The organism is Micromonospora sp. CNZ285, assembly GCF_004637285.1.
The window spans coordinates 5,918,029-5,941,700 of sequence record NZ_SPQD01000001.1 but is presented as its reverse complement, the minus strand read 5'-3'; the positions used below and the strand labels follow the sequence as shown (position 1 = coordinate 5,941,700).

General features: G+C 70.0%; 26 protein-coding genes. 6 read left to right on the top strand and 20 right to left on the bottom strand.

The features are described from left to right. Positions 1-56: 56 nt before the first annotated feature. From CLT75_RS27370 to CLT75_RS27340, 7 genes are all read right to left on the bottom strand, one after another. Positions 57-1,649 (bottom strand): hypothetical protein, encoded by a 1,593-nt coding sequence (locus CLT75_RS27370; protein ID WP_135243072.1) that lies wholly within the window; start codon positions 1,647-1,649, stop codon positions 57-59. Next, positions 1,646-3,124, bottom strand: a complete 1,479-nt coding sequence (locus tag CLT75_RS27365) for a DUF4407 domain-containing protein (protein WP_167796975.1) — start codon at positions 3,122-3,124, stop codon at positions 1,646-1,648. The genes CLT75_RS27370 and CLT75_RS27365 overlap by 4 nt, the downstream gene beginning before the upstream one ends. 22 nt (positions 3,125-3,146) lie before the next feature. Then, positions 3,147-4,661 carry a protein kinase family protein gene (locus tag CLT75_RS27360; protein ID WP_135243070.1) on the bottom strand — a complete coding sequence of 505 codons (1,515 nt, stop codon included), beginning with the start codon at positions 4,659-4,661 and terminating at the stop codon, positions 3,147-3,149. Beyond that, positions 4,658-5,494: a protein phosphatase 2C domain-containing protein gene (locus CLT75_RS27355; RefSeq protein WP_167796974.1), complete on the bottom strand. Its 837-nt coding sequence runs from the start codon at positions 5,492-5,494 to the stop codon at positions 4,658-4,660. Before CLT75_RS27355 ends, CLT75_RS27360 begins: the two co-directional genes overlap by 4 nt. 40 nt (positions 5,495-5,534) lie before the next feature. Then, complete coding sequence (locus CLT75_RS27350) at positions 5,535-6,254, bottom strand: VWA domain-containing protein (RefSeq protein WP_135243068.1); 720 nt, start codon at positions 6,252-6,254, stop codon at positions 5,535-5,537. Between the two features lie 70 nt (positions 6,255-6,324). Further along, positions 6,325-7,038 carry a vWA domain-containing protein gene (locus CLT75_RS27345; RefSeq protein ID WP_135243067.1) on the bottom strand — a complete coding sequence of 238 codons (714 nt, stop codon included), beginning with the start codon at positions 7,036-7,038 and terminating at the stop codon, positions 6,325-6,327. 22 nt (positions 7,039-7,060) lie between these two features. Continuing rightward, positions 7,061-7,702, bottom strand: a complete 642-nt coding sequence (locus CLT75_RS27340) for a hypothetical protein (RefSeq protein ID WP_135243066.1) — start codon at positions 7,700-7,702, stop codon at positions 7,061-7,063. A gap of 133 nt (positions 7,703-7,835) precedes the next feature. Between CLT75_RS27340 and CLT75_RS27335 the strand changes: the two genes are divergently transcribed. Both CLT75_RS27335 and CLT75_RS27330 read left to right on the top strand, forming a co-directional pair. Then, on the top strand, positions 7,836-8,552 hold the full coding sequence (locus CLT75_RS27335) for a CHAT domain-containing protein (protein WP_167796973.1): 717 nt from the start codon (positions 7,836-7,838) through the stop codon (positions 8,550-8,552). After that, entirely contained in the window at positions 8,549-8,857 is a 309-nt protein-coding gene (locus CLT75_RS27330) for a hypothetical protein (RefSeq protein ID WP_135243064.1), read from the top strand. The genes CLT75_RS27335 and CLT75_RS27330 overlap by 4 nt, the downstream gene beginning before the upstream one ends. Positions 8,858-8,885: 28 nt before the next feature. On the opposite strand, the gene CLT75_RS27325 is transcribed toward CLT75_RS27330, so the two are convergent. Further along, a complete protein-coding gene (locus CLT75_RS27325) occupies positions 8,886-9,521 on the bottom strand; it encodes a TetR/AcrR family transcriptional regulator (RefSeq protein WP_135243063.1) in 636 nt (211 codons plus the stop codon). Positions 9,522-9,639: 118 nt separating this feature from the next. Here CLT75_RS27325 and CLT75_RS27320 point away from each other — a divergent pair, with 118 nt between their 5' ends. From CLT75_RS27320 to CLT75_RS27310, 3 genes are all read left to right on the top strand, one after another. Further along, a complete protein-coding gene (locus CLT75_RS27320) occupies positions 9,640-10,326 on the top strand; it encodes an SDR family NAD(P)-dependent oxidoreductase (protein ID WP_135243062.1) in 687 nt (228 codons plus the stop codon). A 66-nt stretch (positions 10,327-10,392) separates the two neighbouring features. Continuing rightward, positions 10,393-10,791 (top strand): ester cyclase, encoded by a 399-nt coding sequence (locus CLT75_RS27315; RefSeq protein ID WP_135243061.1) that lies wholly within the window; start codon positions 10,393-10,395, stop codon positions 10,789-10,791. 12 nt (positions 10,792-10,803) lie between these two features. Beyond that, positions 10,804-11,478: an NAD(P)-binding domain-containing protein gene (locus tag CLT75_RS27310; RefSeq protein ID WP_135243060.1), complete on the top strand. Its 675-nt coding sequence runs from the start codon at positions 10,804-10,806 to the stop codon at positions 11,476-11,478. 52 nt (positions 11,479-11,530) lie between these two features. On the opposite strand, the gene CLT75_RS27305 is transcribed toward CLT75_RS27310, so the two are convergent. Then, the gene (locus CLT75_RS27305; RefSeq protein ID WP_135243059.1) at positions 11,531-12,916 is read right to left on the bottom strand and encodes a glycoside hydrolase family 6 protein; all 1,386 of its coding nucleotides are present in this window, start codon (positions 12,914-12,916) and stop codon (positions 11,531-11,533) included. Positions 12,917-13,069: 153 nt separating this feature from the next. Here CLT75_RS27305 and CLT75_RS27300 point away from each other — a divergent pair, with 153 nt between their 5' ends. Continuing rightward, positions 13,070-14,362 carry a GAF domain-containing protein gene (locus CLT75_RS27300; protein WP_135243058.1) on the top strand — a complete coding sequence of 431 codons (1,293 nt, stop codon included), beginning with the start codon at positions 13,070-13,072 and terminating at the stop codon, positions 14,360-14,362. A 68-nt stretch (positions 14,363-14,430) separates the two neighbouring features. Here the strand turns inward: CLT75_RS27300 and CLT75_RS27295 are convergent, their stop codons facing one another. The 11 genes from CLT75_RS27295 to CLT75_RS27250 form a co-directional block, all read right to left on the bottom strand. Beyond that, positions 14,431-15,933, bottom strand: a complete 1,503-nt coding sequence (locus tag CLT75_RS27295) for a glycoside hydrolase family 130 protein (RefSeq protein ID WP_486485283.1) — start codon at positions 15,931-15,933, stop codon at positions 14,431-14,433. After that, positions 15,924-16,976 carry a glycosyltransferase gene (locus CLT75_RS27290; RefSeq protein ID WP_486485282.1) on the bottom strand — a complete coding sequence of 351 codons (1,053 nt, stop codon included), beginning with the start codon at positions 16,974-16,976 and terminating at the stop codon, positions 15,924-15,926. Before CLT75_RS27290 ends, CLT75_RS27295 begins: the two co-directional genes overlap by 10 nt. Then, complete coding sequence (locus CLT75_RS27285) at positions 16,973-18,109, bottom strand: glycosyltransferase (RefSeq protein ID WP_135243057.1); 1,137 nt, start codon at positions 18,107-18,109, stop codon at positions 16,973-16,975. Before CLT75_RS27285 ends, CLT75_RS27290 begins: the two co-directional genes overlap by 4 nt. A 138-nt stretch (positions 18,110-18,247) precedes the next feature. After that, the gene (locus CLT75_RS27280; protein WP_135243056.1) at positions 18,248-19,261 is read right to left on the bottom strand and encodes a glycosyltransferase family 4 protein; all 1,014 of its coding nucleotides are present in this window, start codon (positions 19,259-19,261) and stop codon (positions 18,248-18,250) included. Next, on the bottom strand, positions 19,258-19,431 hold the full coding sequence (locus CLT75_RS32810; RefSeq protein WP_167796972.1) for a hypothetical protein: 174 nt from the start codon (positions 19,429-19,431) through the stop codon (positions 19,258-19,260). Before CLT75_RS32810 ends, CLT75_RS27280 begins: the two co-directional genes overlap by 4 nt. A gap of 67 nt (positions 19,432-19,498) precedes the next feature. Continuing rightward, positions 19,499-19,864, bottom strand: coding sequence for a DUF5994 family protein (locus CLT75_RS27275; RefSeq protein WP_135243055.1), 366 nt, complete (start codon positions 19,862-19,864; stop codon positions 19,499-19,501). Next, on the bottom strand, positions 19,864-20,256 hold the full coding sequence (locus tag CLT75_RS27270) for a LapA family protein (protein WP_209310391.1): 393 nt from the start codon (positions 20,254-20,256) through the stop codon (positions 19,864-19,866). The genes CLT75_RS27275 and CLT75_RS27270 overlap by 1 nt, the downstream gene beginning before the upstream one ends. 166 nt (positions 20,257-20,422) lie before the next feature. Continuing rightward, entirely contained in the window at positions 20,423-21,142 is a 720-nt protein-coding gene (locus CLT75_RS27265) for a SigB/SigF/SigG family RNA polymerase sigma factor (RefSeq protein ID WP_167796971.1), read from the bottom strand. A gap of 221 nt (positions 21,143-21,363) precedes the next feature. After that, the gene (locus CLT75_RS27260; RefSeq protein ID WP_135243053.1) at positions 21,364-22,095 is read right to left on the bottom strand and encodes a GAF and ANTAR domain-containing protein; all 732 of its coding nucleotides are present in this window, start codon (positions 22,093-22,095) and stop codon (positions 21,364-21,366) included. Positions 22,096-22,236: 141 nt separating this feature from the next. Beyond that, complete coding sequence (locus tag CLT75_RS27255; RefSeq protein ID WP_244253947.1) at positions 22,237-22,455, bottom strand: hypothetical protein; 219 nt, start codon at positions 22,453-22,455, stop codon at positions 22,237-22,239. A 118-nt stretch (positions 22,456-22,573) separates the two neighbouring features. Beyond that, positions 22,574-23,641 carry a DUF2855 family protein gene (locus tag CLT75_RS27250; protein WP_135243052.1) on the bottom strand — a complete coding sequence of 356 codons (1,068 nt, stop codon included), beginning with the start codon at positions 23,639-23,641 and terminating at the stop codon, positions 22,574-22,576. Positions 23,642-23,672 lie beyond the last annotated feature (31 nt).

The window sequence follows — 23,672 nt, the reverse complement described above, 5'->3', positions numbered from 1 at the left end:
GCATTCGCACAATCACTCTCAGGCACGATCCGCCTCGAAAGCTGACGAAGGGTTCCTCAATCACCCGGCCTTCTGCCGAACCGCCACCAGCGGCGGCCATTGGCCGTCGAGGGGATCGGCTCGTGCCCGTCCTGCTCGGGCGTGTCGTGCGGAGCCGGGTTGGTGGCCATCCGCTGCGCATACCGGTAGATGGCTCCGGACTGCTCTTTGATCACCGCCAGTACGTCCTCCTTGTCGGTCAGCACATGCAGGCCGAACGGCGACGGCGGCATCGGATGCAGCGCCTGACGTCCGCCGGCCGGGCTGAAGTCGACCCATGTGACTCGACCGTTCTCCAGCAGTCTGACCCAGTCGTCCTCGGTCGCCTCGTCGGCCGGGAACCTCATCGCAGCCAGGAAGACGAAGTGCTGGCTCACGACCTGCACCCCCCGGGCGTGTAATGCACGCGAGGTCCGGCCCGCCGCGTCGAGCAGCGGCTCGACGACATCGGCCATCGAGAAGTATTCGATCTTCACCTTCGGCAGCGCGACCTCGGTGATGGTGCCCGCGACACGAAGCACGCCGTGCTTCTGCAACGGGTTGGTCGCCGAGAGAACTTCGACCGCAATGCGCACCGGCTGGCCGCTCGCCGCGTCGAGTTCGACGGAATCCAACAGCTGATCGAGCTCCAGAGCAACCTCGTTGCGCCGCTTCGTCACCCGCCTGGGCACGACACCGTCGTCCGGAACGAAGACGAGATGGACGAGCCCGACCGTCGTTCCGCCCCGATGAAGCTCGTCCATGCAGTCGGCGTCCGTCTGCTGCTGGCCGGTCAGGCGTTGAATCGGCGAGCGCTGGTCTACGGTCACGATCTCGGAGCCGTCGTACATCACCGCTTCCAGCAAGGGCTTCTGCGCAGACCGGGCGTTCGGGGCGATCGAGGTTCGCGTACCCGCCGGCGCCGGATCGGGCGCCGGTACGGCGCGAGGCTGCCGTTCGACCGCGGGTGCCGGCACGGTGGCGCGCGGCGGCTCGACAACCGGCTCTAGTCGCTCTGGAGCCGGCGCGGGCTCCACGACCGACGCTGAGACCGGGACCGGCTCGGGACTGAGTGCCGAGCGGCTCAGGTAACCCTCCTCGATCAGAGCGCTGACCCGATCGAGGAATGTGGACTCGGGCAGAGCGATCTGAGGCTGCTCGTCGTACATCTCGATGAGCGTGTTGACGGTGCTCGCGACTCTTCCGGCGGCGGTCGGCGAGCTTCCGTTGCGGGAGTCCCGTACGCCGGTGCCGAAGATCCGCGCCCACAGACGTCTGCTGGGTGGCAGATCACGCAGGCTGTCGAAGACGTGGCGGAGCTTCTCCCGGTCGTCGGACACCACCACCAACCCGATGACGCCCCGCGGCGCGAAGAAGTGGCCTGCCGGCATCGCCGTCTCGACCACAGTGCTCACGAACGCGCGGTCCCACTCCGGTGTGAGCTCGAAACGGGGAGCGAGCCGCACCGTTACCAGGTCGTAGAGCACCGGGTCGGTACCGATCTGCGCCTGCACCTGCCGACACAGTTCCTCGGCAGGCAGCGGCAGAGGACCGACGGGAACGATCACCACCAGGAAGCCGGCCCAGTCCTCCTCGGCGGGCCAGTACGGGGTCATGCCGATGGAGCTCATGACGGGCGCTTGGCCGACGGGGGCAGGTTCAGCGCGGCAGCGACCCTCGCTGCCGCCGAACGTCGACCCGTGACGGTGGCCCGGGCCGGTGGCGCGCCCGATCCGGTGGCCTGTGCAGGCTGGCCGTTGCCGGGCCAGAAGCCACTGCCCTTGCTGGTGCTGGGGGGCGGCTGGACACCCATCTGCCTCACCTTATGCTTCCACGCTTCGACCTGGTCAGCGGCGAGCTCGAGCATCACTGCCTCGACCTCGTCATGGACCGCCTCAGCAATCCGCTTCTTGCGCTTCTCCAGATCTTTGTCGATGTACTCCTGCCGTCCTGCGGCCTTGACGACCTCCTTGGTGTCGAGCTCGTCGATCTGGTCGTAGGCGCTGGGCGGGCCGAGGATGGACAGCGACTTGATCGCGACCGGTAGTAGCTCGATCATGAAGAACAGTGCGGCGACCAGCAGATGAGCCAGCTTCGCCCAGCCGTTCTCGTCCCCCAGGTGAGCCAACGCGACCAGGCGTGCCAGCAGCCCCGTGTTGTCGGCGGCCTCCTTGTTGCTCGTGTCCAGGTCACTCTGGATCGCCGCCTGGAGGATGTCGCGCTGCTGGCGCAGGCCCGGCAGCACTCGTTTGGCCTCCCCCTGCGCTTCGGAGACCGTCCGGCTGCTGTCCTGGCGCAAGTCCGCCCGGGCCTTCTCGAGGGCTGCGAGCTTCGTCTGGACGAGCTTCCGGGCCGCTGTCGCGTCCTTCTCCTTCCGGTCGTACTCCCGCCGAAGCGCCCGGGCGCGCGGGCCATCGCCCCGCTTGCCGCTGCCGGCTTCACAGAGCTCGCCGTCGAGTTCGCACCGCCAGGCAGCCCACGCCTTCTCTGCGCTCGCCTGTTTCGCCTGGTAGTCGGTCGTGGCCTGCGTGTGCTCCGCCTCGGCTGCGGCCAGCACGGGTGAGCTGACCGCGACCTCGCCGGCGAGGTATCGCTCGTACTTCGTGATCTCCCCTTTGAGATCCGCCAGTTCCTTCTGCCGGTTTCCCTCCGCCAGTACGATCGACGCGCCCTCCGCCTTTCTGATGTTGTCGAGCGTCATCTGCTGTTCGATCTCGTCGGCGAAGATGCGCAGCGTCAGCGGAGTCGAGATGACCAGGCCGAGCAGAGCCGCCATGAGGATCCGCGGCAGGACCATCCAGAAAAGCAACCACTTGCTGCCGGTCGGCTTCAGACTGAGGATCAGCGCACGGTCGACGACCAGGATGATCACGCCCCAGAAGATGCCGATGAGCACCGCACCGGCCACACCGACGCGCAGCCCGTCGGTCATCGCGAAGGCCATCGACACCACGGCCAAGCCGGCAGTGGCGAGCAGCACGAGCCCCAGCGCCACGAAGCGGGCCTGGTCCTTGGCCACACCGCCTCGGCTGATCTGCTTGGCGCGGGCGAGCACACCCGGGTCGGCACCGCCGAGACGAGCCAGAAATGTGCTGGATCTCTGCATCTGCATCAGTCCTTCAAGGTCTTCACGGGGGAGGGAAACCGCTGGCGGAGGCCTTCTGCTTGGAATCCGCACGAAGCTTCTGTGCTGTGCGCCGCAGCATTTCGCGGATCGCGGCGTCGACCCCGACGCCGGCGGCCCGGTAGGCGCTCCCGATCACGTCCCGTAGCTGCTTCGCCGTGTGCGCCTCAGGCACAGCCGGCGCGAGGTCCACCGGCGGCACCTGCGGCCAGTGCAACGGTGGCAGCGGAACGACGTCCGCCGCGGGCAGTGGGTACGGCGGAAGCTCTGCGTGTGTACGAGGCAGCCGCATCACCGGCAGGTCCGGCAGCACGACTGCGGGCGGGTTGACCGAGACCTGCACCGGCGGCATCTCGTAGTAGTGCAGCCGGCCCGCCGGTCCTTCGTCCTCGCCATGGTCGTTGACGACGGCGACCCTGATCTCGCACGCCGTAGGCGGCTTGACGGGATAGCCGTTCGGGTAGCCGTCGGGGTCGAGATCCCCGACGGCGAAGTTGTTGACGTCGCTGAATATGCGGACCGATTTGGCGCCCTTGTGCTGCCAGCGGACGAAGACCTCGGAGCCACGCAGCGTCACGTTGGTGCTGAGCTCCGCGGACAGCAGTGCCGGTGGGTCGGCGAGATCGAGCACCCGGCCGACGAGATATTCCTTGATCTCCTGCGCGGTAGGCCGCTGGACACGGTCGTCACTGAGCGCACGCCTGAGCAGGTCGATTCCTACCTGGTCGAGCAGGCCCGGGGGGACGAGCGGGCTGGCCGGATCGGATAGCTGGGTGGACCCGCGACCGGTGGCGAGGCCCCGGATCACGCACAGTGCGAGTTTGTAGACGTCGGTGAGCTGGTCCTGCAGCTTCTGCTGCTTCTTCCGCACCTCCGGCGGCACGAAGAACGGCGTGTTCGGCTGGATCCGGGTGGCGTCGGCGACATCGGCTACCCCGTCGCAGTCCATCAGCAGGATTCGTGGCGGATCGGTGGCCACGGCGGCGTTGCGCAGGTTCATGTCGCCGTAGACGAGACGCCGGCCGCCTCGTGGCCGGTGGATCACTTCGATCGCGTACGCGAGGCGGGCCATCAAGGCCAGGCGGACGAGTTCCTTGTCGGCCGGTGCGCGGCTCTTGTCGAAACCGTTCTCCTTGGCCTGTTTCGAGTCGGCGCCGAGCAGCTGGAACTCGAAGACCCGGCGTCCGCCATTGGCGTCGATGAAGAAGTCGTCAGGGATACACCGCATGAGCATGCCCACGTCGGTGCCCTTCTCATGGACCATGGCCAGCGGCCACACGGTGAGGAGGTCGAGCTCGGCCTGCTCCGCCGGGCTCATCGCGTCACGGAGCGCGACAGCCTGCCGCATTGTGCTGAGCATGGGTCCACGGTTCTTCGCGTCGACGGACGGCAACAGCTCCTTGAACGCGAGCCTGCCCGGCAACTCAGGGATGTGGTCACCGACGAGATGCACCTGTGCCATCCCGCCCTGGCCGAGCGGCTTGAGTGTGCCCAGCCGACGTCTGTCGATGCGGATCACGGCTGGCTCGCCTCGAACCAGACGCCGACGACGGTGCGGTCGTCCATATGGCCTTTCCGCGCGAAGCCGACCTGCTGAGCGAAGGTGAAGACGTCGGGGGCGGTGGCCCACCAGCCGGCGAGGGTCTCACGCACCTGCACGGAGCCCTCGAGCGGGACGCCCACGCCATCGGTCATGAGGAAGAGCGGCCCGTCGCCGAGGAGGTGCTCGGCTGTCCTGAGCCGGGGGTCGGCGTGCGGCAGCGCCCTGACCCGGCCGGAGTGCAAGCCGTTGTCGTCGTCGCCGGCGTCCGGATCGTGCGTCAGGTTCCGCCACCGGCCTTCGGCCAGCACCCAGGCCGACGAGTCGTCGGTCCAGGCGACGGAGACGTGCCGTTCGTCCGGATCGAGACGTATCGCCGCGGCCACGAGGGTCGTCGCCATCCGGACGCCATCAGGGACGTGATCGAGGTGCGGACGGCTCCCGGCCGTCGCGACGAAGTCCTTGAGACGCTCGTTGACCTCGGTCACGGCGAGCTGCCAGTCACCGTGACGGAGGTAGGCGCGAGGTACGTCGGCCGCCGCGAACCCGGCCGCCTCCTGCGACAGGGGGAACTGCCCGACGCCGTCGCAGACGGTAACGACCAGCGTCATCGTGGGCGGGTCGAAGACCACCGAGAAGCGGTCCTGCCGCGGCTGATTGCGATAGCGATGCAGGATTCCTCGTACGCTGGCGGCACGGACCTGTGCGCCTGGCACTCGACAGTCGCTCAGCTCGTGATCGGCCGAGTCCGGGAAGCGCGTGGGCGGGCCGGGTTCCAACTGAGTGGCGGCACGGCCCGGATCGCCGATCACGTACGGACTCGCCCCGGGCGTCTCGGTACGCCGCCACACGTCAGTCGTCGACAAAGCTGCCCTCCAGTTCCGGCGACGCGTCGGTGGCCGGCGGGGTGTACTGGAACGTCCCGACAGTGCCGCTCAGGCTGGAGGAGAGCACTGAGGTGCCGATCATTCCGGAGATGGCCTTGAGCAGGCTCGGGACCGATGCGCCCTGCTTCGCCAGGAAGTAGCGTCCCTTCTTCTCACCGAAGTTGGGGTAGGCGAGGGCCTTCATCGACTCCTCAGTCGCGCTACGGAATCCGAACGGTGTGACGTACGGGTAGCGGCGGTTCCCCTGCTTGGTGACCGGGTCGTACGCGAGGAGCTGCTGGAAGACCTGCCGGTGGTCTCTGCTCGTCGGCTCGCCGTCGGTGAGGAAGAAGATGCACGGGCGAAAAACCCTCTTGCCTTCGCTCTTCAGCCGGACCCGATCGGCCTCGAATGCCCGGTGGAACTCCTGAAAGGCGGCGGTGTAGTTGGTCAGGCCACCACAGTTCAGGGTCTGCAGTTCCATCGCGCTCGGGAAGTTGAGTGGCATCACGGTGCGGGCGGTGTCGTCGAACGCGATGACACTGAGCATCGCCAGGTCGTCGGCGACGGGGTCCTTCATGATCTCCTGGCGCAGACCGGCGACCCCTGCGTTGAGATCGGCCATGTCGCCGCACATGGATCCGGAGACGTCACAGACGATGTAGAAGGGCATCACTACCTGCCCCTCGGTGGCCCGCTCGGACATGGCTTCTCCTCCGATGGTCTTGGGGGACGGCGGAATCCCGCCTGCTCCTCCCTGACGGACAGCCCGCCCCTCAGCGGATGAGGCTGCCCTTCATGCCTCCGACGGCGTCCTTCGCGGGCGCCATGTACTGGGGCTTGCCACTGCCGGTACTCAGCGCTGAGCCGATGACCGAGGTGGCGATGGCGCCGGCGATCGCGCTCAGGATCTCCGAGACCACGGCGCCATCCCGGGCCAGGAAGTAGCGGCCACGCTTCTCGCCGAAGTCCGGGTACGTGAGGGTCTGCATGGTCTCCGCCGTTGCCTCGCGGAAGCCGAAGGCGGTTACATACGGATACCGCGGGTTACCCTGCTTGGTGATCACGTCATAACGCAGCAGCGACGCGAAGACCTGCGCGTAGTCGCCGTCGGTCGGCTCACCGTCGGTGAGGAAGAACACGCACGGACGGAAGATCCGTTTCCCTTCGCTCTTCAAGCGGACCCGATCCGCTTCGAAAGCCCGGTGAAACTCGCGGAAGGCCGGCCCGAAGTTGGTGAGACCCCCGGATACGAGGGCCGGCGGCTCCACCTGGCTGGGGAAGCTCAGCGGTACGACGGTGTGAGCTGTGTCAGCGAAGGCGATGACGCTCATCATCGCCAGGTCGTCGACCACCGGGTCGCGCATGACGGCCTGACGCAGTTGGGCAAGGCCCGCGTTCAGTGCCGGCATGTCGGCCCACATCGAACCCGACACGTCGCAGAGGACGTAGAAGGGCATCACGACCTGCCCTTCGACTGCCTGAGACATCTTCCTCCTCTCCACCGCCGCATCAGCTCCTGAGGTCGCGACGAAACTCGTTGACCTGAACACCGAGCGATCGGCCGACCTGCTCAACACTGGAACCCTCGGTGAGGCCGATCTGCTTGAGCACCAGCAACTGGAGGATGCGCTGTTCCTCGATCGACTGCTGGGACCGGTTGTGGAAACAGGTGTAGAAGATCGTCCCGCGGCCACAGCGAACCGAAACCATGATCGGGAGATCGGCGTACTCGCCCGGGTTGGCCGACCGGATGATGGCGTGGCCCTGGCAGTGGCGCAAGACCTTCCAGCTGCCCATGTCGAACCTGATCCTGATCATGCGACCGGATATCTCACGCAGTTCCCGATCGACGACGAGGGCATCTATCTCGCCAGTCCGGCCGCCGCGTCCGTCGAAGACGAAGAGCTCCGGGAACGCGAGCCCCAACAGGTCACCGGCGAGGTCGGACACGTAGAGACAGCCGCCGGCGTCGACGAACTCGGCCAGCCTGCGGGGGTCCACCGCGTCGGGGGTGCCGCAGTTGACGAACAAGAGTGAACAGTCGTACGACCCCGAAAAGCCCTGGTATTCGACACCCATCGACTTCAACACGCGCCCGATGTCGTCGTAGCCGGGTGAGGTCACGTAGATCTTGCGGCGCACTTCAGCCATGGCATAGCTCCAATTGAGGGCCGGCAGGCGGCGTCGGACCTGACAGGCATCGCACGGCGACTACTGACGGACGGCTGTCCGTCAGTAGTCGCCGTCATCCGACGTCGACAAGATCATGATGGAGTGGCAGCCCATGAGGGACGCGAAGAAGTCGGTTGCCGGCACCGGCTTGCACCAGCACGTCAGTACCAACGGTGGTTCCGTCTATGCCACGCAGACCGGCGACGTCAACATTCACGAAACGGCGGCTCCCGACGACCGGATCCGCATCCTCATGCTCGCCGCGAATCCCTTGGCCACCGCGCGGCTGGCCATCGACGAGGAGGCGCGGCGGATCACGGAGCGACTACGCCTCTCCCGTGACCGGGAGGCGTTCGAACTCATCACCTGCTGGGCGGTCCGTCCGATGGATCTCCTTCAGTACCTCAACCAACACAGCCCGCACATCGTCCACTTCAGTGGCCACGGCGATCGCACCGGGGAAATCCTGCTGTCCGCAGACGACGGCATCGCCCGATCAGTCAGTCTCGCCTCTCTCGCGGAGCTCTTCCACGCCACAAGCGACAACCTTCGGGTCGTTGTCGTCAACGCCTGCCACTCCGCCGCCGCGGTGCAAGCCATCAGTCGATACGTCGACTACGTCGTCGGCATGAACGCGGCCATCCCCGACGACGATGCCATCGCATTCGCCGCTTCGTTCTATTCCGCTCTGGGCTTCGGCCGGACCATTCCGCGGGCGTTCAAGCAGGCGGTCGCCATGCTGGGCGTGAACGGCTCCGCCGATCCGCGCATCGCCGAACTGGTGGCACGGCCGGGCGCCGCACCGCATCTGATGGTGAAGCCGCTATGAGTTCCGGTCAGAAGGGGACGCCACCCGGGGCGGGCCAGAACATCAACACCAACTCGGGGAACGTCTACGCTACCCAGACCGGAAACATCAACATCAACAACAACCTTGCGCAGAAACGCGGACCGCACCTTGACACCAAGGCGCTTCTGGTCGTCCTGCCGGCTGACGTGATCTTTTTCTTCTACGGGATGTCGACTTACACCGGGCGGAACACCAGCGGCGACAACTGGCGTGCGGGCATTTTCCTGTTCATGCTGCTGTTCACGCTGGGAATGATCGGCAGATGGGTCCGCCGTCGCTTCTGAGTCCACCCGGAACTCAGGCCGCCCTCGACTACGCGGACGCCGCTGGCGCGGCACCGGGGTGGAGTGCCGCGACGGCTCGCATGGCGACGTCGACGGAGGCCTGAAGGTCCTCGCGGCTCGCGCCGGCCGCCGCGTGGACGGCGTGCCCCTCGCTGAGCGCCATCACGAAACGGGCGAGCGCCCGGCTGTCCAGGCCGTCCGGGAGATCCCCCTCCTTCGCCGCGCGAGACAGTCGCTCTTCGAGCGCGGCCTCGGTGGCCGCCCGGCCGGCGGCGAGGATCTCGGAGATGCGGGCGTTCTCCGGGGAGCAGGCCAGGCCACCCTGGATGGAGAGACAGCCGGCGGGGTGGCCGCCGGCGGTCAGGTTGTCGGCGCTGGCGCGCAGGAAGGCTTCGATCGCGGCGTACGCGGTCGGCTGGTCGAGGGCGGCGCGCGCGTTCGCGAGGTTGGTCTCGTGGTAGCGGTCGAAGGCCCGCTTGAACAGCTCCTCCTTGCTGCCGAACGCGGCGTAGAGGCTGGGCCGGTTGATGCCCATCGCCTTGGTGAGTGAGCTGAGCGACGCGCCCTCGTAGCCCTGCTGCCAGAAGACCTCGGCGGCCCGGTCGAGGACCGTCTGCTCGTCGAAGGCCCGCGGCCGTCCCGGGGTCGGAGTCTCAGTGCCCATGCCTTGACTATACCGCTCGGTACAGAACGTGACCGAGCCCACGAACCGATCGGTACAGAAAGCTGTTACGGTGACCCCCGAACCGATCAGTACAAAACTGGGAACACGAGGGAAGAGCATGACCGTCACGTTGATCACCGGCGCGAACAAGGGCATCGGTTTCGCGACCGCCAGACAGCTTCTCGACCTGGGGCACGTCGTCTACCTCGGAGCGCGCGACGCCAGGCGGGGCGAGGAGGCCGCGTCGGCTCTGGGGGCACGGTTCGTGCCGCTCGACGTGACCGACGACGACTCGGTGACCAGGGCGCTGGCGACCATCGACGCCGACGAGGGGCGGCTGGACGTCCTCGTCAACAACGCCGGCATCGCCGAGAACGGCGTCGTCGACGGGCCGACCGCCCTGCGCGTCTTCGACACCAACGTGGTCGGGGTCGTCCGGGTCACGGAGGCGGCGCTGCCGCTGCTGCGCCGGTCGTCCAACCCGACAGTGGTCACGGTGTCGAGCAGCGCCGGCTCCTTCTGGGCGGTCACCAACCCCGACCGGCCGGAGTACCACCTGACGTCACCGCTCTACTCGGCGTCGAAGTCCGCCGCCACGATGATCACCCTCCAGTACGCCAAGTCCCAGCCGGGGATCAGGTTCAACGCGGTCGAGCCGGGCTACACCGCCACCGACCTGACCGCCGCGATCGGCGGCGGCCGGACCCCGGCGGAGAGCGCCAGGACCGTCGTACGCCTGGCGACGCTTCCCCCCGACGGCCCGACCGGAACCCTCCAGGACGACTCCGGGCTCCTGAGCTGGTAGCCGACCACCCCGACCGCGACCCCGGCCGAGGTCCGCGCATCATCCGCACATCAGAGGAAAAGTGACATGACTCAGCACGATCTCCGCGACTGGTACCTGCGCTATGTCGCCGCACTGAACGCCCACGAGTTCGACGGCATGGACGAGTTCATCAACGACACGGTGATGCTCAACGGCGAGCCGGGCACCCGGGACGACGTCATCGCGGTGCAGAAGCACGACGTGGACGCCGTTCCCGACCTCCGCTGGAAGGTCGAGGAACTGCTGTTCGACCGCGACCGGATCGCCGTACGCGCGATCAACTACGGCACACCGGTGAAGGAGTGGCTGGGCGTCCCGCCCTCCGGCGCCTCGTTCGAGATCGTCGAGTACGCCATCTACAAGGTCAGCGACGGGCGGTTCGTGCAGATGACCGCACTGCACGACTCGGCCGAGATGCTGCGGCAGCTCACCGCCGCCCGCTGACGGAGACCGACGATGACAACCATCGGCATCATCGGCGCGGGCGAGGTCGGCAGCCAGCTCGCCCGCGCGGCGGTAGCGGCCGGGTACACGGTCGTGATCGCCAACTCGCGGGGACCGCACACGCTGACGGACCTCGCGGCCGAACTCGGGCCGTCGGCGCGGGCGGCGTACGCGCCGGAGGCGGCGGCAGCGGCTGACTTCGCGATCGTCGCCGTACCGCTGAAGGTCGTGAACGACATGCCGGTCGAGGAACTGGCCGGCAAGGTGGTGCTGGACACGAACAACTACATGGTCTGGCGGGACGGGAACATCCCGGTCCTCGACTCGGGCGAGAAGACGGTCCACGAGCTACGCCAGGAGCAGCTTCCCACGTCGAAGGTCGCCAAGGCGTTCACCCACATCCAGGCGCCACGGCTGCTCACCTCGGCCCGGCCCGCCGGCGCGCCGGACCGGTTGGCGCTGTCCGTCTCCAGCGACCACCCGGAGGCGGTCGAACTGGTGACGCGGCTCTACGACCGGTTCGGCTTCGACACGGTGGACAACAGTCCGCTGAGCGAGTCCTGGCGTACCGGCCCGGGCCAGCCGGCGTGGATCCGCCACGCGCACCAGAACCGCGAGGAGCTGGCCCGCAACCTGAGGCGGGCCCGGCGGTTCGTGACTCCGTCGCGGACAGCGGCGGGGACGTGAGAGGCCCGGCGCGGAGAACGATCCTCCGCGCCGGGCCCGGTGCCGGGTCCGGTCAGGCGGCGCAGGTGGCGGTGGCGCCCTGGCCGGTGCCGGTGCCCTGGAAACCGAAGTTGGTCGTCTGGCCGGCGCCGACCTGCCCGTTGTAGCCCACGTTCGTGAACCGGACGGTGCCGCTGGTGCCGCTGGCCTGGGCGTTCCAGGTGCCGGTGATCGCGGCGCCGCCCGGCAGCGCGACTGTCACGGTCCAGCCGTTGATGGCCGCGGATCCGGCGGTGACGTTCACGCTCGCGGTGAAGCCGCCGTTCCACTGGTTGATCGCGACCGCCGCGGAGCAGCCGTTACCGGCCGGCGGCGGGGTGGTCGGCGGCGCCGTGGTGGGCGGCGCGGTCGTCGGCGGAGCCGTGGTCGGCGGCGCGGTCGTCGGCGGGTTGGTCGTCGGCGGCGCGGTGGTCGGCGGGTTCGGCGCGCCGTTCGCGAGGCTGAAGGCCAGGTCCGGCTGGAACGAACCGGCCGTGTAGCGGCAGCCGTCCGCCTCACCCGGGGGCTTCACCCAGAGGTACGCGTCGATGTTGGCGTCGCCGGTGTTCGTCGTCGGGTACTGCCCGATGCGCCGGTCGGTGTTGTCGTCGGCGCACCAGTCCCCGGCGGCTCCCCCGTTGCGGCTGGTGTCGATGACCTGCCGCTTGCCGGAGATGCCCATGCCGTTGAGCGCGGAGATGACGGCCCGGCCGAAGTTCGCCTCACTGGAGGTGGGGTTGAAGTTCGACACGTTGGTGAAGAAGCCGTCGGCGTACTGCACGCCGGCCGCGCGGAGCCGGTTGGCCGTGTCGTTGGCGCTGTTCCAGGTCGAGTGCCCGCCGTCGAGGTACACCTTGGCGTTGGGGTTGGCCGACTTGATGGTCTGGGTGGCCGTGGTGAGCGCCTGGTTGCGGGCGTTCAGCTCACCGGTGCTCAGGCAGGTCTGGAGCGCGAGCGAGTCGGTCTCCAGGATGATCAGGACGGTCTGGTTGCCGAGTCCTCTGGCGAAGTTGGACACCCAGGTCTGGTACTGGTTGAGGTCCGGCGCCCCGCCGGCGCTCGCGCCGCCGCAGTCCCGGTTGGTGATCTCGTACACCGACAGCACCGGGATCTGCTGCGCCGCGTTGGCGGCGCCGACGAATCCGGAGACCTCGGACTGGATGGTCGACGGGTTGAAGTTGGCGTACCAGCGCGCCTGCGGCTGGCTGGCGATCTTGTCGCGGATGACGGCGGCGCGGGAGTCGCCGGGGTTGGCCGCGACCCAGCGGACCACTGCCGAGCTCGGGTCGCGGTAGAGCGATCCGGACACCGTGCCGGCGGACGCGCCGCCGACGGCGAAGCCGACGCCGGCCGCGGCGAGCCCCGCGACGGCGGCCACGCTGATGGCCGCTGATCTGCGGCGGGACGAGAGGATAGCCACGTCGTGTTTCCTCCTGATCACATAGACGTATCTAAGTTCATGGGAGCGTTCCCACGACGGTAACGGAGGCGGGCGTCGATGCCAAGATGTGAACGTCGGGCACTGCCCCGTAATCTGGCGACGTCGGCGAAGCGGCGAGGAGGAAGACCAGGCATGACGGCGCTACCAGGCCAGCATCTGCCTACGGCGAGTTCGTCCGTCGCCGGGCGGCCCGCGGACGAGGATCTGCGGACACTGTTCGGCAAGTCCATTGCCGTCTTCGCCGCCCTCGCCGGGCCGACACACGTGGTGGAGGCGGCGAACCCGGCGTTCTTCACCGCCATCGGCGAGGAACGCGCACGCACCGGGGTCGCGCTCGCCGAGTTGATGCCGGAACTGGACGCCCAGGGCTTCATCGCCCTGCTGGACGAGGTCTACCGCACGGGCGAGTCCTACACCGCCCACGACGCCCGGATCATGCTCGGCACCGGATCGCAGGCGCGGGAGGCGTTCTTCGACTTCACCTACGAGGCACGCCGCGACGCCGACGGCACGGTGACCGGGATCCGCGTGATCGGGGTGGAGACCACGCAGGTCAAGCACGCGCAACGGCTGATGGCCGAGCACCGCGCCATGCTGGAGCAGATCGCCCGGCAGGCGCCGCTGGCCGAGGTGCTCGACGGGATGGCCCGCTGCATCGAGAACCTCGCGCCGCAGGAGGTGCTCGTCTCCGTCCTGCTCGCCGACGCCGACGGCCGGCACCTGCGCCACGGCGCCGCGCCCAGCCTGCCCGACTTCTACAACCAGGCCATCGACGGGATCGCCACCGGCGAGGGTGTCGGCTCGTGCGGCACCGCCGCGCACCGGCGCGAGCCGGTCGTCGTCACCGACATCGCCACCGACCCGTTCTGGGCCGACTTCCGCGACCTGGCCGAGCGGGCCGGGCTGGCCGCCTGCTGGTCCACGCCGATCCTGGCCCGCGACGGCAGCCTGCTCGGCACGTTCGCCATGTACCACCGCACCCCGCGTGTCCCGCGGGAGGCCGACCTGGCCCTCGCCCGGGTCTTCACCGGCACCGCCGCCCTGGCCATCGAACGCCACCACATCGAACAGGCGAAGGCCGAAGCGGACGCCCGCGCCCGGGCCGCCCACGACGAGCTGGCCCGGGTGGTGCGGGCGGAGCGGGAACTGCGGGCCGAGGCGGAGCAGCGCGCCGCCGCGGCGGCGGAACTCACCGCCCGGCTGCGCGCCGCCGCCGCCGCGCAGGCCGCCAGTCCGCGCCCCGAGCGGTGTCAGCTCGGCGGCGGCGACGGCTGCACGGCACCCGCCGAGATCAAGATCGCTGACTCGTGGGGCGACTCGGCGTGGGGCTGCCCGCTCCACGTCGAGGAGGCGATCATCAACGTGCGTTCGGTCTTCATCGCCAACGAGGAACTCGGCGGCCTGGCCGCCTACCTCAACCGCTGACCACCGCTCGATCCCGCGCTCGGAAGCGTCGACGCCGCGCCGAGGCCTGGAGCGGGCGCGTCCTTCGTCTACTCCGCCGCCTGGGCGGAGGGGTCGTGCGGCGATCGCACCATCGCCCCGATGAGCGCGGCCAGCGGCACGGTGGCGAAGCCGACCCGGGCGTCGCTGGCCCCGTACGGCAGCCACAGCTCGCCGGCGTGGACGAGGCCGCCGCAGGAGTAGACGACGTTGGGTACGTATCCGTCCCGGTCTGCCTCGTCGGGGGACAGGAGCGCGCCGGGAAGCCGTGCGACGACCCGTTCCGGTCGGTGCAGGTCGAGCAGGAGCGCGCCGATGGCGTAGCGGCGCATCGGGCCGACGCCGTGGGTGAGCACGAGCCAGCCGGCGTCGGTTTCGATGGGGGATCCGCAGTTGCCGACCTGGATCAGTTCCCAGCTGTCCCGGGGGGCGTGCAGCGGCACCGGTTCCTGCCACCGGTTCTCGCCGTCCAGGCGGGTCAGGCCGATGGTCTCGCCGTCGGCGCGGCACAGGGCGAGGTGCCGGCCGCCGACGGTACGGGGGAACAGCGCGACGCCCTTGTTGCGGACGCCCGGCCCGCGCATCGGGGTGACCTCGAATCGGCGCAGGTCGGTGCTGGCCAGCGCGCGGGTGGCGATGTGCCGTCCGTCGTAGGCGGTGTAGGTGGCCCGGTACACCGGTCCGGATTCGTCGGTGAACCGCACGAACCGGGCGTCCTCCATGCCGTTGCTCTCCGCCGGCGTGGCCGGCCAGAGCACCCGTTGATGCAGGGCGGTGTCGGCGGGGAAGGTCGTGGCGTAGCCGGCGGCGTTGGTGCGGCGCAGTTGTTCGAGACTGGCCATCCCGCTACTGCGGGACAGCAGGTCCGGTGGCAGGTCGCCGAGCACCCGCGCGAAGGTGGCCTCGTCGTACCGTTCGGGCAGGGCGTCCAGCACGGTGGCGGTGATCTCGTTGTCGCAGTCCACCTCGGCCAGGCCGGCGGCCAGGAGGTCCCGCCGGTGCCGTACGCCGGTCCGCTGCCCCACCACGAGCGGACCGGAGCGTTCGGCGACGGTCAGCCGGCGTCCGGGTCCGAGGACGGCGGTGGCGAAGCCGATGGACGACAGGTGCCCCTCGCCGATCTGGCGCAGGCTGACCGCGACGCGTACCTGCCCGGCGCTCAGACCGGTCTGATCGGGGTGTTCCACCATGGACGGGTTGCACAGCGCGGCGGACTCGACCGCGTACTCGTGACTGAAGTAGGCGCCGACCAGGAGCCGGGCGGCGGGGGACAGGTCCCAGGCCCGGGCGGCGCGGTGCCGGACCAGGTCGTAGTGGTGGTGGAGCCGGCCGTCCAGGTCCCGGTGCCGAGCTCCGAAGCGCTCGAAGGTGGCCCGTAACAGGCGGCCGATCTCCTCCTCGTCGAGGTGCGCGACGCGGTCGATGAGCGCCCGCGCGCGGGTGTGCACCAGGGCGGCGTCCTCGCCCGGGACGAAGAGTTTGAGAATCACCCGGCGTGGGTCCGGGGTGAGGACGACGTCCTGCCGGACGGCCAGGCTCCCGGTCACGACCACCGCCGGGCATGCTGCAGGGTGGAGATCAACGCGAGGGTCGACTCGGCGCCCTGGTTGACGTTGGGCCCGTGCGCGGTCAGCCCGTCGTAGCCGCCGCCGGTCGCCGGATCCCACATCCGCGTGCCGACGTCGTTCTCACCGAGGAACCACCCCACCGCCTGCCGCACCCCGACCTCCCAACCGGGATCGCCGGTGACCTCGGCGGCCGTGGCGCAGGCGTCGGCGAAGGCGGCGACCTCGATCGGCTGCTGGTCGTGGCGCAACCGTGCCGCGCCGCGCTGCCACCCGCCGGCGGGTACGACCGACAGCCGCCCGTCGCGCAGTTGGACCTCACGCAGCCAGGTCAGCATCCGTAGACCGTCGTCGAGGGACGGACCGCCGTGACGCAGCTGGCTGGCGGCGACGACGACCTCCGCGAGAGCCGCGCTGGCGTAGGTCAGCCCTTGCTGCGGCCAGGGCCACCGCGGGTCGGATCCGGGGCCGCCGATCGTCGTCACGGCGTCCGTCAGCAGCGCGGCGGCGGCAGCGTGGGCCGGGTGGCGGCGAAGCACCTCGACCGCGCCGAGCCCGGCGAAGGCCATCGTGTGCGGCGCCGGGGAGCGCCGGTTGGCGCCCCGGCTGAAGGCGACGAGTGCCTCTTCCCGGATCCAGGCGGCGGGACTGCGGGCAGCGGCGGTGCCGAGCCCCCACAGCGCCCGGCCCCACCAGTCGCCGAGGCCGGCCTCGTCGGTCCAGCGCCGGTCGTGCCCGAGCCGGTTGTGGAAGGCGCCGCCGGCGTCCTGGGCGTGGGTCAGGAAGGCGAGGTAGCGCTCGGCGAGCCGGAGCACCTCCTCGGCCGGCTCCGGTTCCCGGCTGGTGACGACCAGGCCGCGGGCGACGTCGTCGGTGCAGTAACCGTGCTCGCGCCGGACGATGGCGTGCCGGGCGTGTTCGAACAGCCCGGTGTCGTCACTCAACCGAATCAGGTGCGCGAAGCTCGGCCGGGGCGCCGGATGCCGGCGGCTGCTGCCCGGCATGCTGGACAGGCCGGTGGTCGCGGTCACGCCGATGCCGCACTGACCGCGGGAAGGCGGGCGGCGACGAGCCGTTCGGCGAGGGCGCCGTAGCGGGCCGCCACCGCCGGCCAGCGCAGGTCCGGGGCGAGCGGGCGGACGCGGCCGGCCAGCCGGGCCGCCAGGCCCGGTTCGCTGAGGATCCGCCGGATCGCGGCGGCCAGCGCCGCCGGATCCCGATGGGGTACGACCAGACCGGGGCCGCCGGAGAGCAGCTCGACGGCGTGCGGGAAGGCGGTGGCCACGACGGGCACCCCGGCGGCCACCGCCTCGACGAGCACCCCGGAGGTGACCTGTTCGCGGGAGTCGTAGGGCAGCACGACCACATCGGCGGAGCGGATCAACCGGCCGAGGGCGGCTTGGTCGTGGTAGACGTCCTGGTAATCCACGGCGTGGGCGATGCCGAGCTGCGCGCCGAGCCGGTGCAGTCCCGACCGGTACGCCTCCCCGTGGTGCTCGACCACCTTCGGGTGGGTCCGGCCCGCGACGGTGTAGGTGGGGGTCGGATCGAGGTCCTGCAACCGCGCGAGCGCCTGCAACGACCACTCGACGCCCTTGCCGGGGCCGAGGAGTCCCCAGGTCAGCAGGTGTGGGCGGGTACGGCGGTCGGCGGGCACGCGGACGTGGTCGGCGGCGCCGTGCGGGATCACCGTCACCTTCTCCGGCCGTACGGAGTAGCCGACGAGCAGCCGGTCGCGAGCCGTGCCGGTCATCGTGACGACCGCTCCGGCGGCGGTGACGATCTGCTCAAGCAGGGACTTCTGCCGGGCGGTGGGACGGCGGAGCACGGTGTGCAGGACCACGATGCTGGGCACGGTGAGCCGGCGCAACACCGGCAGGACGTCCTCGCCGTCCGCCCCGGGGTAGATGCCGTACTCGTGCTGCACGACGGCCACGTCGAAGGCGTTCAGGGCGGCTGCGGCGTCCCGCCAGCCGGCCTGGGTGCACGTCGACCAGGTGTGCACGACCCCGGGCCCGGCCCGCTGGTCGTCGCCGCGGTCGGTGACCCGGACGATGCCACCGCGCGTGCCGTCGGCGGTCAGGTGGGCGGCGAGGGTGGAGTTGAAGGTGGCCAGTCCACACCGTGTCGGCGGGTGGGTGCTGAGAAATCCGTAGCTGGGCATGGGTGTCGGGCCTTCCGGTTGTCGGCCACCTCCGGGTACGGGGACGAGCCTCACGCGGTATCGGCGTACGCCGGCCAGCGTGTGTGGCCGGCGGAACGGATTCGGGAGCTGCCCGGTGCGGGGCGCCGCCCGGCAGGTTCAGCGTCTCGGTCGACGGATGAGGTCGTCGTAGACGGCAAGGTATTCGGTGGCCATCCGGTCGCCGCCGAAGCGCTCCCGGGCCCGCGCCCCACAGGCGGCCCGGTCCAGCCCGGCAGCCCGGGTGACGGCGTCGACGGCCTGCTCGACGGTGTGCACGAGGAAGCCCGTCACCCCTTCGTCGACCACCTCCGGCATGGATCCTCGCGCGTACGCGACGACAGGCGTGCCGCAGGACATCGACTCCACCACCGACAGCCCGAACGGCTCGTCGAAGGCGATCGGGTGCAGCAGCGCGGCGCTCGCGCCCAGCACCTCCGCACGTCGTTTCGGGCCGACCGAGCCGAGGAAGACGACCTGGTCGCCGTCGATGTGCGGGGCCACCTGTTCGGCGAAGTACCGCTCGTCCTGCACGATGCCGCAGATGGTCAGCGGCCGTCCGGCGCGGCGGGCGATCTCGATGGCGGTGTGGATGCCCTTGTCCGGATGGATCCGGCCGAAGGCGGCCAGTCCCGGACCGGCCTCCCGCCTCAACGGCAGGGCGGTGAGGTCGACACCGTGGTACACCGTGGCGACGTAGTCGAGTTCCGCGCTCCGGTCGGCGTCGGAGATCGACACGTAGGACGAGCGGGCCCGGGCGTACGCGGGAAGGATCCCCGCGCCGGAGAAGCCGTGCACGGTGGTGAGCAGCGGAGCACGACAGTGCTCGGCGAACGCCAGCGGCAGCCAGTCGAGATGACTGTGCACCAGGTCGAACCGGCCGGAACGGGCCATCGCGTGGGACACGTGCATCGCCTCCCACACCCGCCCGTCCATTCCGGGGTCGTCGGCGTACCCCCGGGGGCACACGCCGTCGAGGACGGCGGACGTGACGGAGTCCAGCGTCGCGAAGAGAGTCACGTCCACGCCACGAGTGACCAGCCCCTCGGCGAGCAGCCCGGTCACCTGCTCCCAGGGACCGTAGTGGTGCGGGGGTGTCCGCCAGGCGACCGGACCGAGCAGGGCAACCCTCACCAGGACCGGGTGGCGGCGAGGTCGGCCGGATCCAGACGCAGGGTGGCGAGCAGCCCGGCGTGCTGGTCGGAATCCACCAGCTCCGGCAGCTCCCGCTCGACCCACTCGGCCCTGACCTGCTGCCCGCGCTCGCGCAGCGCCGCAGCGATCCGGTATCTGGCGATCCTCATCGGTACCCCTTCGTGAAGCGGTGCGGAACGGTCGTGGCCCTCCCCCGGGCCGGGCTGGTCCGGGCGTTCAGGTCCGGACCGGCGATGTCACGGCCAGGTCGATCCGCAGATTCCGCGTGCCTGTGAGGATCACCCGCTCGGCGTCGAGGGTGGCGAACCAGCCCACCCGCACCACGGCGCCGCCGACACCGATCCGCGTCGGATGGCTGTCCCAGGCCGCCGGCGGAAGCATGACCCGTTCGATCACGCCGTCGCCTCGGGCGGCGAGCGCGGTGATCAGGCTGGACAGTTCGACGACCGGGTCTCGTGACGTGGGCCACCAACCGCCGTCGAGCATCGCGCGGCTGGACGGTGGATCGGCCAGCCGCAGGCGTGCCGTCGGCGGTTCACTGGTGCAGATCCACGTCATGCGGTCCTGGGCTGAGCGGACCATCAGTTCCGTCCCTCTCGTACGCCGGCGTCCGGGTCGGTGCCGGCGGGGTCTGGACGGGTGCCGGGGGTGGCGCGGCGCCTGCGGGTCGCCAGCCGCAGCTGGATGACGCGTCGCGTGGTGGTCTGGACGGTCACCAGTAGCACGCCGAACACCGCGGCCAGCAGCAGCGCGACCCCCATCGGGAGTTCCCCGCTCGCACCGAAGAAGTGCACGGTCGTGCGTTGACCGTTCTGCAGGATGAAGATCAGAAGCAGGAGCAGCACCACGGCGAAGGCCGTGATCGCGACAAGCGATCCCGCGGCGCGGACGCGCGGCACCGGACGGGGCTGGTTGTTGATCTCAGGTGTGGGCCGCACGGTGGCGGAGCGGGTGGAGTCGGCGAACCTGGTCATGGTGGACCTCATCTCGGCGGTGGTGCGCGAACAACGCGAACCGGGGCCGTCGGGGTCCGGGACGACATCCTGAGCCTACTCGCCGCCTGACCGATCGGTACGTCCAAGATGTCGGAACTACCCCTCTGGCCGAACACGTACCGTCAGAGCCCCGGCCGGCGACCGCTCAGCGGAGCATCCCGGCTCTCAGCTGGGCCAGAGAGCGCGTCAGCAGCCGGGAGACGTGCATCTGCGACAGCCCGACCCGGGCGGCGATCTCTGCCTGGGTCAGGTCACCGTAGAACCGCATGATCAGGATCCGACGTTCACGTAGGGGAAGCGCCGCGAGGAGTCCTCGGAGGGTGAGGTGGTCGTCCACTGCCGCGTATCCCGGATCGGCGGCGCCGACGTGTGCGATCCGCTCGACGCCGTTGCCCCCGGGCCGTGGCTCGTTCACCGACTGAAGGCGGTAGAAGTCGAAGGCGGTGACGGCGGCCACGATCTGGGCGACTGTCACCTCCAGGTGGTCGGCGAGTTCTGCGTCAGTCGGTTCGCGACCGTGCCGCTGCCCGAGCTTGCTCCGCGCCTCCGGCACCCGGGCGCTCAGTTCCTGCGTCGATCGCGGCACCCGGATCGCCCAGGCCGAATCGCGGAAGTGTCGTCGGATGCCGCCGAGGATGGTCGGGATGGCGTAGCCGGCGAACGGCGCGCCCAGGTCGGCGTCGTAACCGTCGACGGCTTTGATCAGACCGAGCGCGCCGACCTGAGCCAGATCCTCGTAGGACTCCCCGCGGCCGGTGTAGCGGCGGGCCAGCCGGCCCGCCATCGGCAGGTTCGCCTCGATGATCCGGGCTCGCAGCCGGGCCCGGCCGGGGTCTTCGGGGCTCAGGGCCGCGCGTCGACGCAACAGTTGCTCACTCGCCCCCGTTGCCGGGGTCACTGTCGGAGGGGACGGCACGGCCGGCGGTGTCACGATTGTGGTGACCATTGTCCTATGCCCCTAACGGGCTGGTGGCGGCGAGACTGGCGGCCACCGGGGACCCGGGCGACATCGTCACCGTACGCCTTCATCCCCCCGACCGAAACCCGGGCGGCCCGGCGAAGCGCCCTCAGGTGTCGAACCGGTCGTCAGTCGGACTTGTCGGCGACGGGTACCGGCGCGAGCTGCTCGGAGCCGTCGACGATCGCCTGGGACAGCTCGGACAGCCGCCGGTTGCGGCTGCGGGCGCCGTCGCGCAACATCGCGAAGGCCTGGCCGACGTCCACCTGGAGGCGCTCGGCCAGGATGCCCTTGGCCTGTTCGATCAGGACGCGGCTGTTCAGGGCGGTCTGCAGCTGCTCGGTGAGGATGTCGCGCCGGTGGATGGCGCGGTGCTGTAGCAACCCGATGGTGGCCACGTCGGCGAGCGCCTGACCGATGCGGAGCTTGTCCTCGTCGAGGGCCCCCGGCCGGACGTCGAAGAGGTTCAGCGCGCCGATGACCTCGGAGCGCAGGCGCATGGGCAGGGCGTGCACCGCGGCGAAGCCGACCTCGGCCGCGGCGGCGGTGAACCTCGGCCATCGGGCCGTGGTCAGGGTCAGGTCGGCGACCGACACCGGCTGCCCGGAACGGAAGGAGTCGAGGCAGGGCCCCTGGTCGGTCTGGAGCTGGAACAGCTCCAGCAGCCGGGTGCGTTCGGAGGAGGCGGCGACCACCTGCAGCGTGTCCCGCTGGTCGGTCAGGAGCAGCCCGGCCGCCGACACACCCAGCAGCTCGACACACCTCTCGGTCAGCCCCTGCAGGAACTCGATCACGTCGAAGTCGTCGACGAGAGTGTCGGCCATCTCCACGAAGACGTCGGCCAGCTGGATCTCGGTCATTTCGGTCACCTCGCCGATCAGCGGTCCCGCGGTCGGACCGCCGGGCGGCGCGTCATCGCCTTGGCGGACCAGATGCACGTGGTGCCCGCCCACGACCCGATTCAGAGGTAGGTCTCTGCGTCCGTCACCCTGGATGACGGCCTAGCGCCGGGCGGGCTCGCCGGCCGACTCGCGAGCGAAGCGCTCTGCGGTGAACGGGCTCCGCAGGCGGGTCATGGATTCGGCGCTGATGTCCGCGATCGGACTGCGCTCGTCGTCGGTGACCCCGAACCTCTCCGCACGGAAGGGATTCAAGGCGAACGTGTTGTCGGGCACGAGGTGCTCCAAGGGAATCTGCACGGCAGCGCTCGACTCAGTCATCGCGGCTGGGAAACCGTGGGAGAAGCAAGGGGTCGGCGATCAGCCGTCGGTACCCCGTACCGACAGCCTAGCGCGCATCGGCCGACCGGGCCCGTCACGGTCGAAATCGGCGACGTTCTCAGAGCTGGACGACGTGCCCCACCCGGGGCGGCGTACGGCCCGCGAGGACGTCGTGCCACGCGTCCCGCAGCGCCTCCGGACCGGTGCCGACCCGCACGTCGAGCCATCCGCTCACCACCCGGGAGAACCGCTGCCAGGCGCCGGCGAACCGCTCGTCGAGGCCGTCACGACCCCAGTCCTGGCTCCGCTTGCGGATGCGCACTGGCGCGAAGAAGACCTCCCCGGCGGCACCGGCGTTCGGCGTCTGCTGGGTGAGGCCGACGGCGATGTCCCGGACCAGCAGGTCGCCGAGGTGCGCGCGCAGGGCGGCGCGAGTAGTGGGTGAGCCGGACAGGTCGAGGTAGACGGCCGGTACGGCGTCGAGCGCGTCGATCTGGTCGTAGGAGAGGACTTCGTCGTAGCAGCCCAGCGACCTGGTGAAGGCGAGGTTGCCCCGCGAGGTGAGCCCGATCAGGCGCCGGCCGCGGCCGTGCAGTTCGAACGCGGTGGCGTACGCCGTCTTGCTCGACGCGGACGACAGCACCAGCGACTGCGCGCCGTAGGCGTCCTCGTCGATCACCTGGTCGGCGAGCATGAACGAGGTGAAGAACAGCGGCCGGAACAGGATCAGCAGGTCCTCCTGCTCCGCCCGGTAGGCGGGGTCGCCGTCGGTGGACCGGTAGGAGTTGTACGGCGAGGGCAGGCCGGCCCGGTGTGCGCTGGCGTCGCGGAACCCGGACTCGTCCACCCGGTCCGGGCGTACCACCAGGTGACCGGCGGGCGGCAGGTAGCCGTAGACCCGGCCTCCCGGCTCGACGCCGGCCACTGTGGAGGCGACCACCTCGGCGAAGCCCCACAGTGGCGGGAGGCCCCACCGCTCGTCGAGTCCTCGGGACTCGGGCGGGAAGAACTCCCAGTAGCGCATCGCCTCACCGAGCACCGCGTATGTGACGTTGTTGGCGGTCAGGCCGACGCGGTCCACGCGCAGCAGCGCCTCCCCGTCGGCGAGGTCGGGCACGGCCCCGTCGACGAGTGTGGTGCGAGCGAGGTCGTCACGGGCCACAGCGAACGTCCACGAGTCAGCCATGGCCTGACGCTAGGCAGACACGGAACCCCAG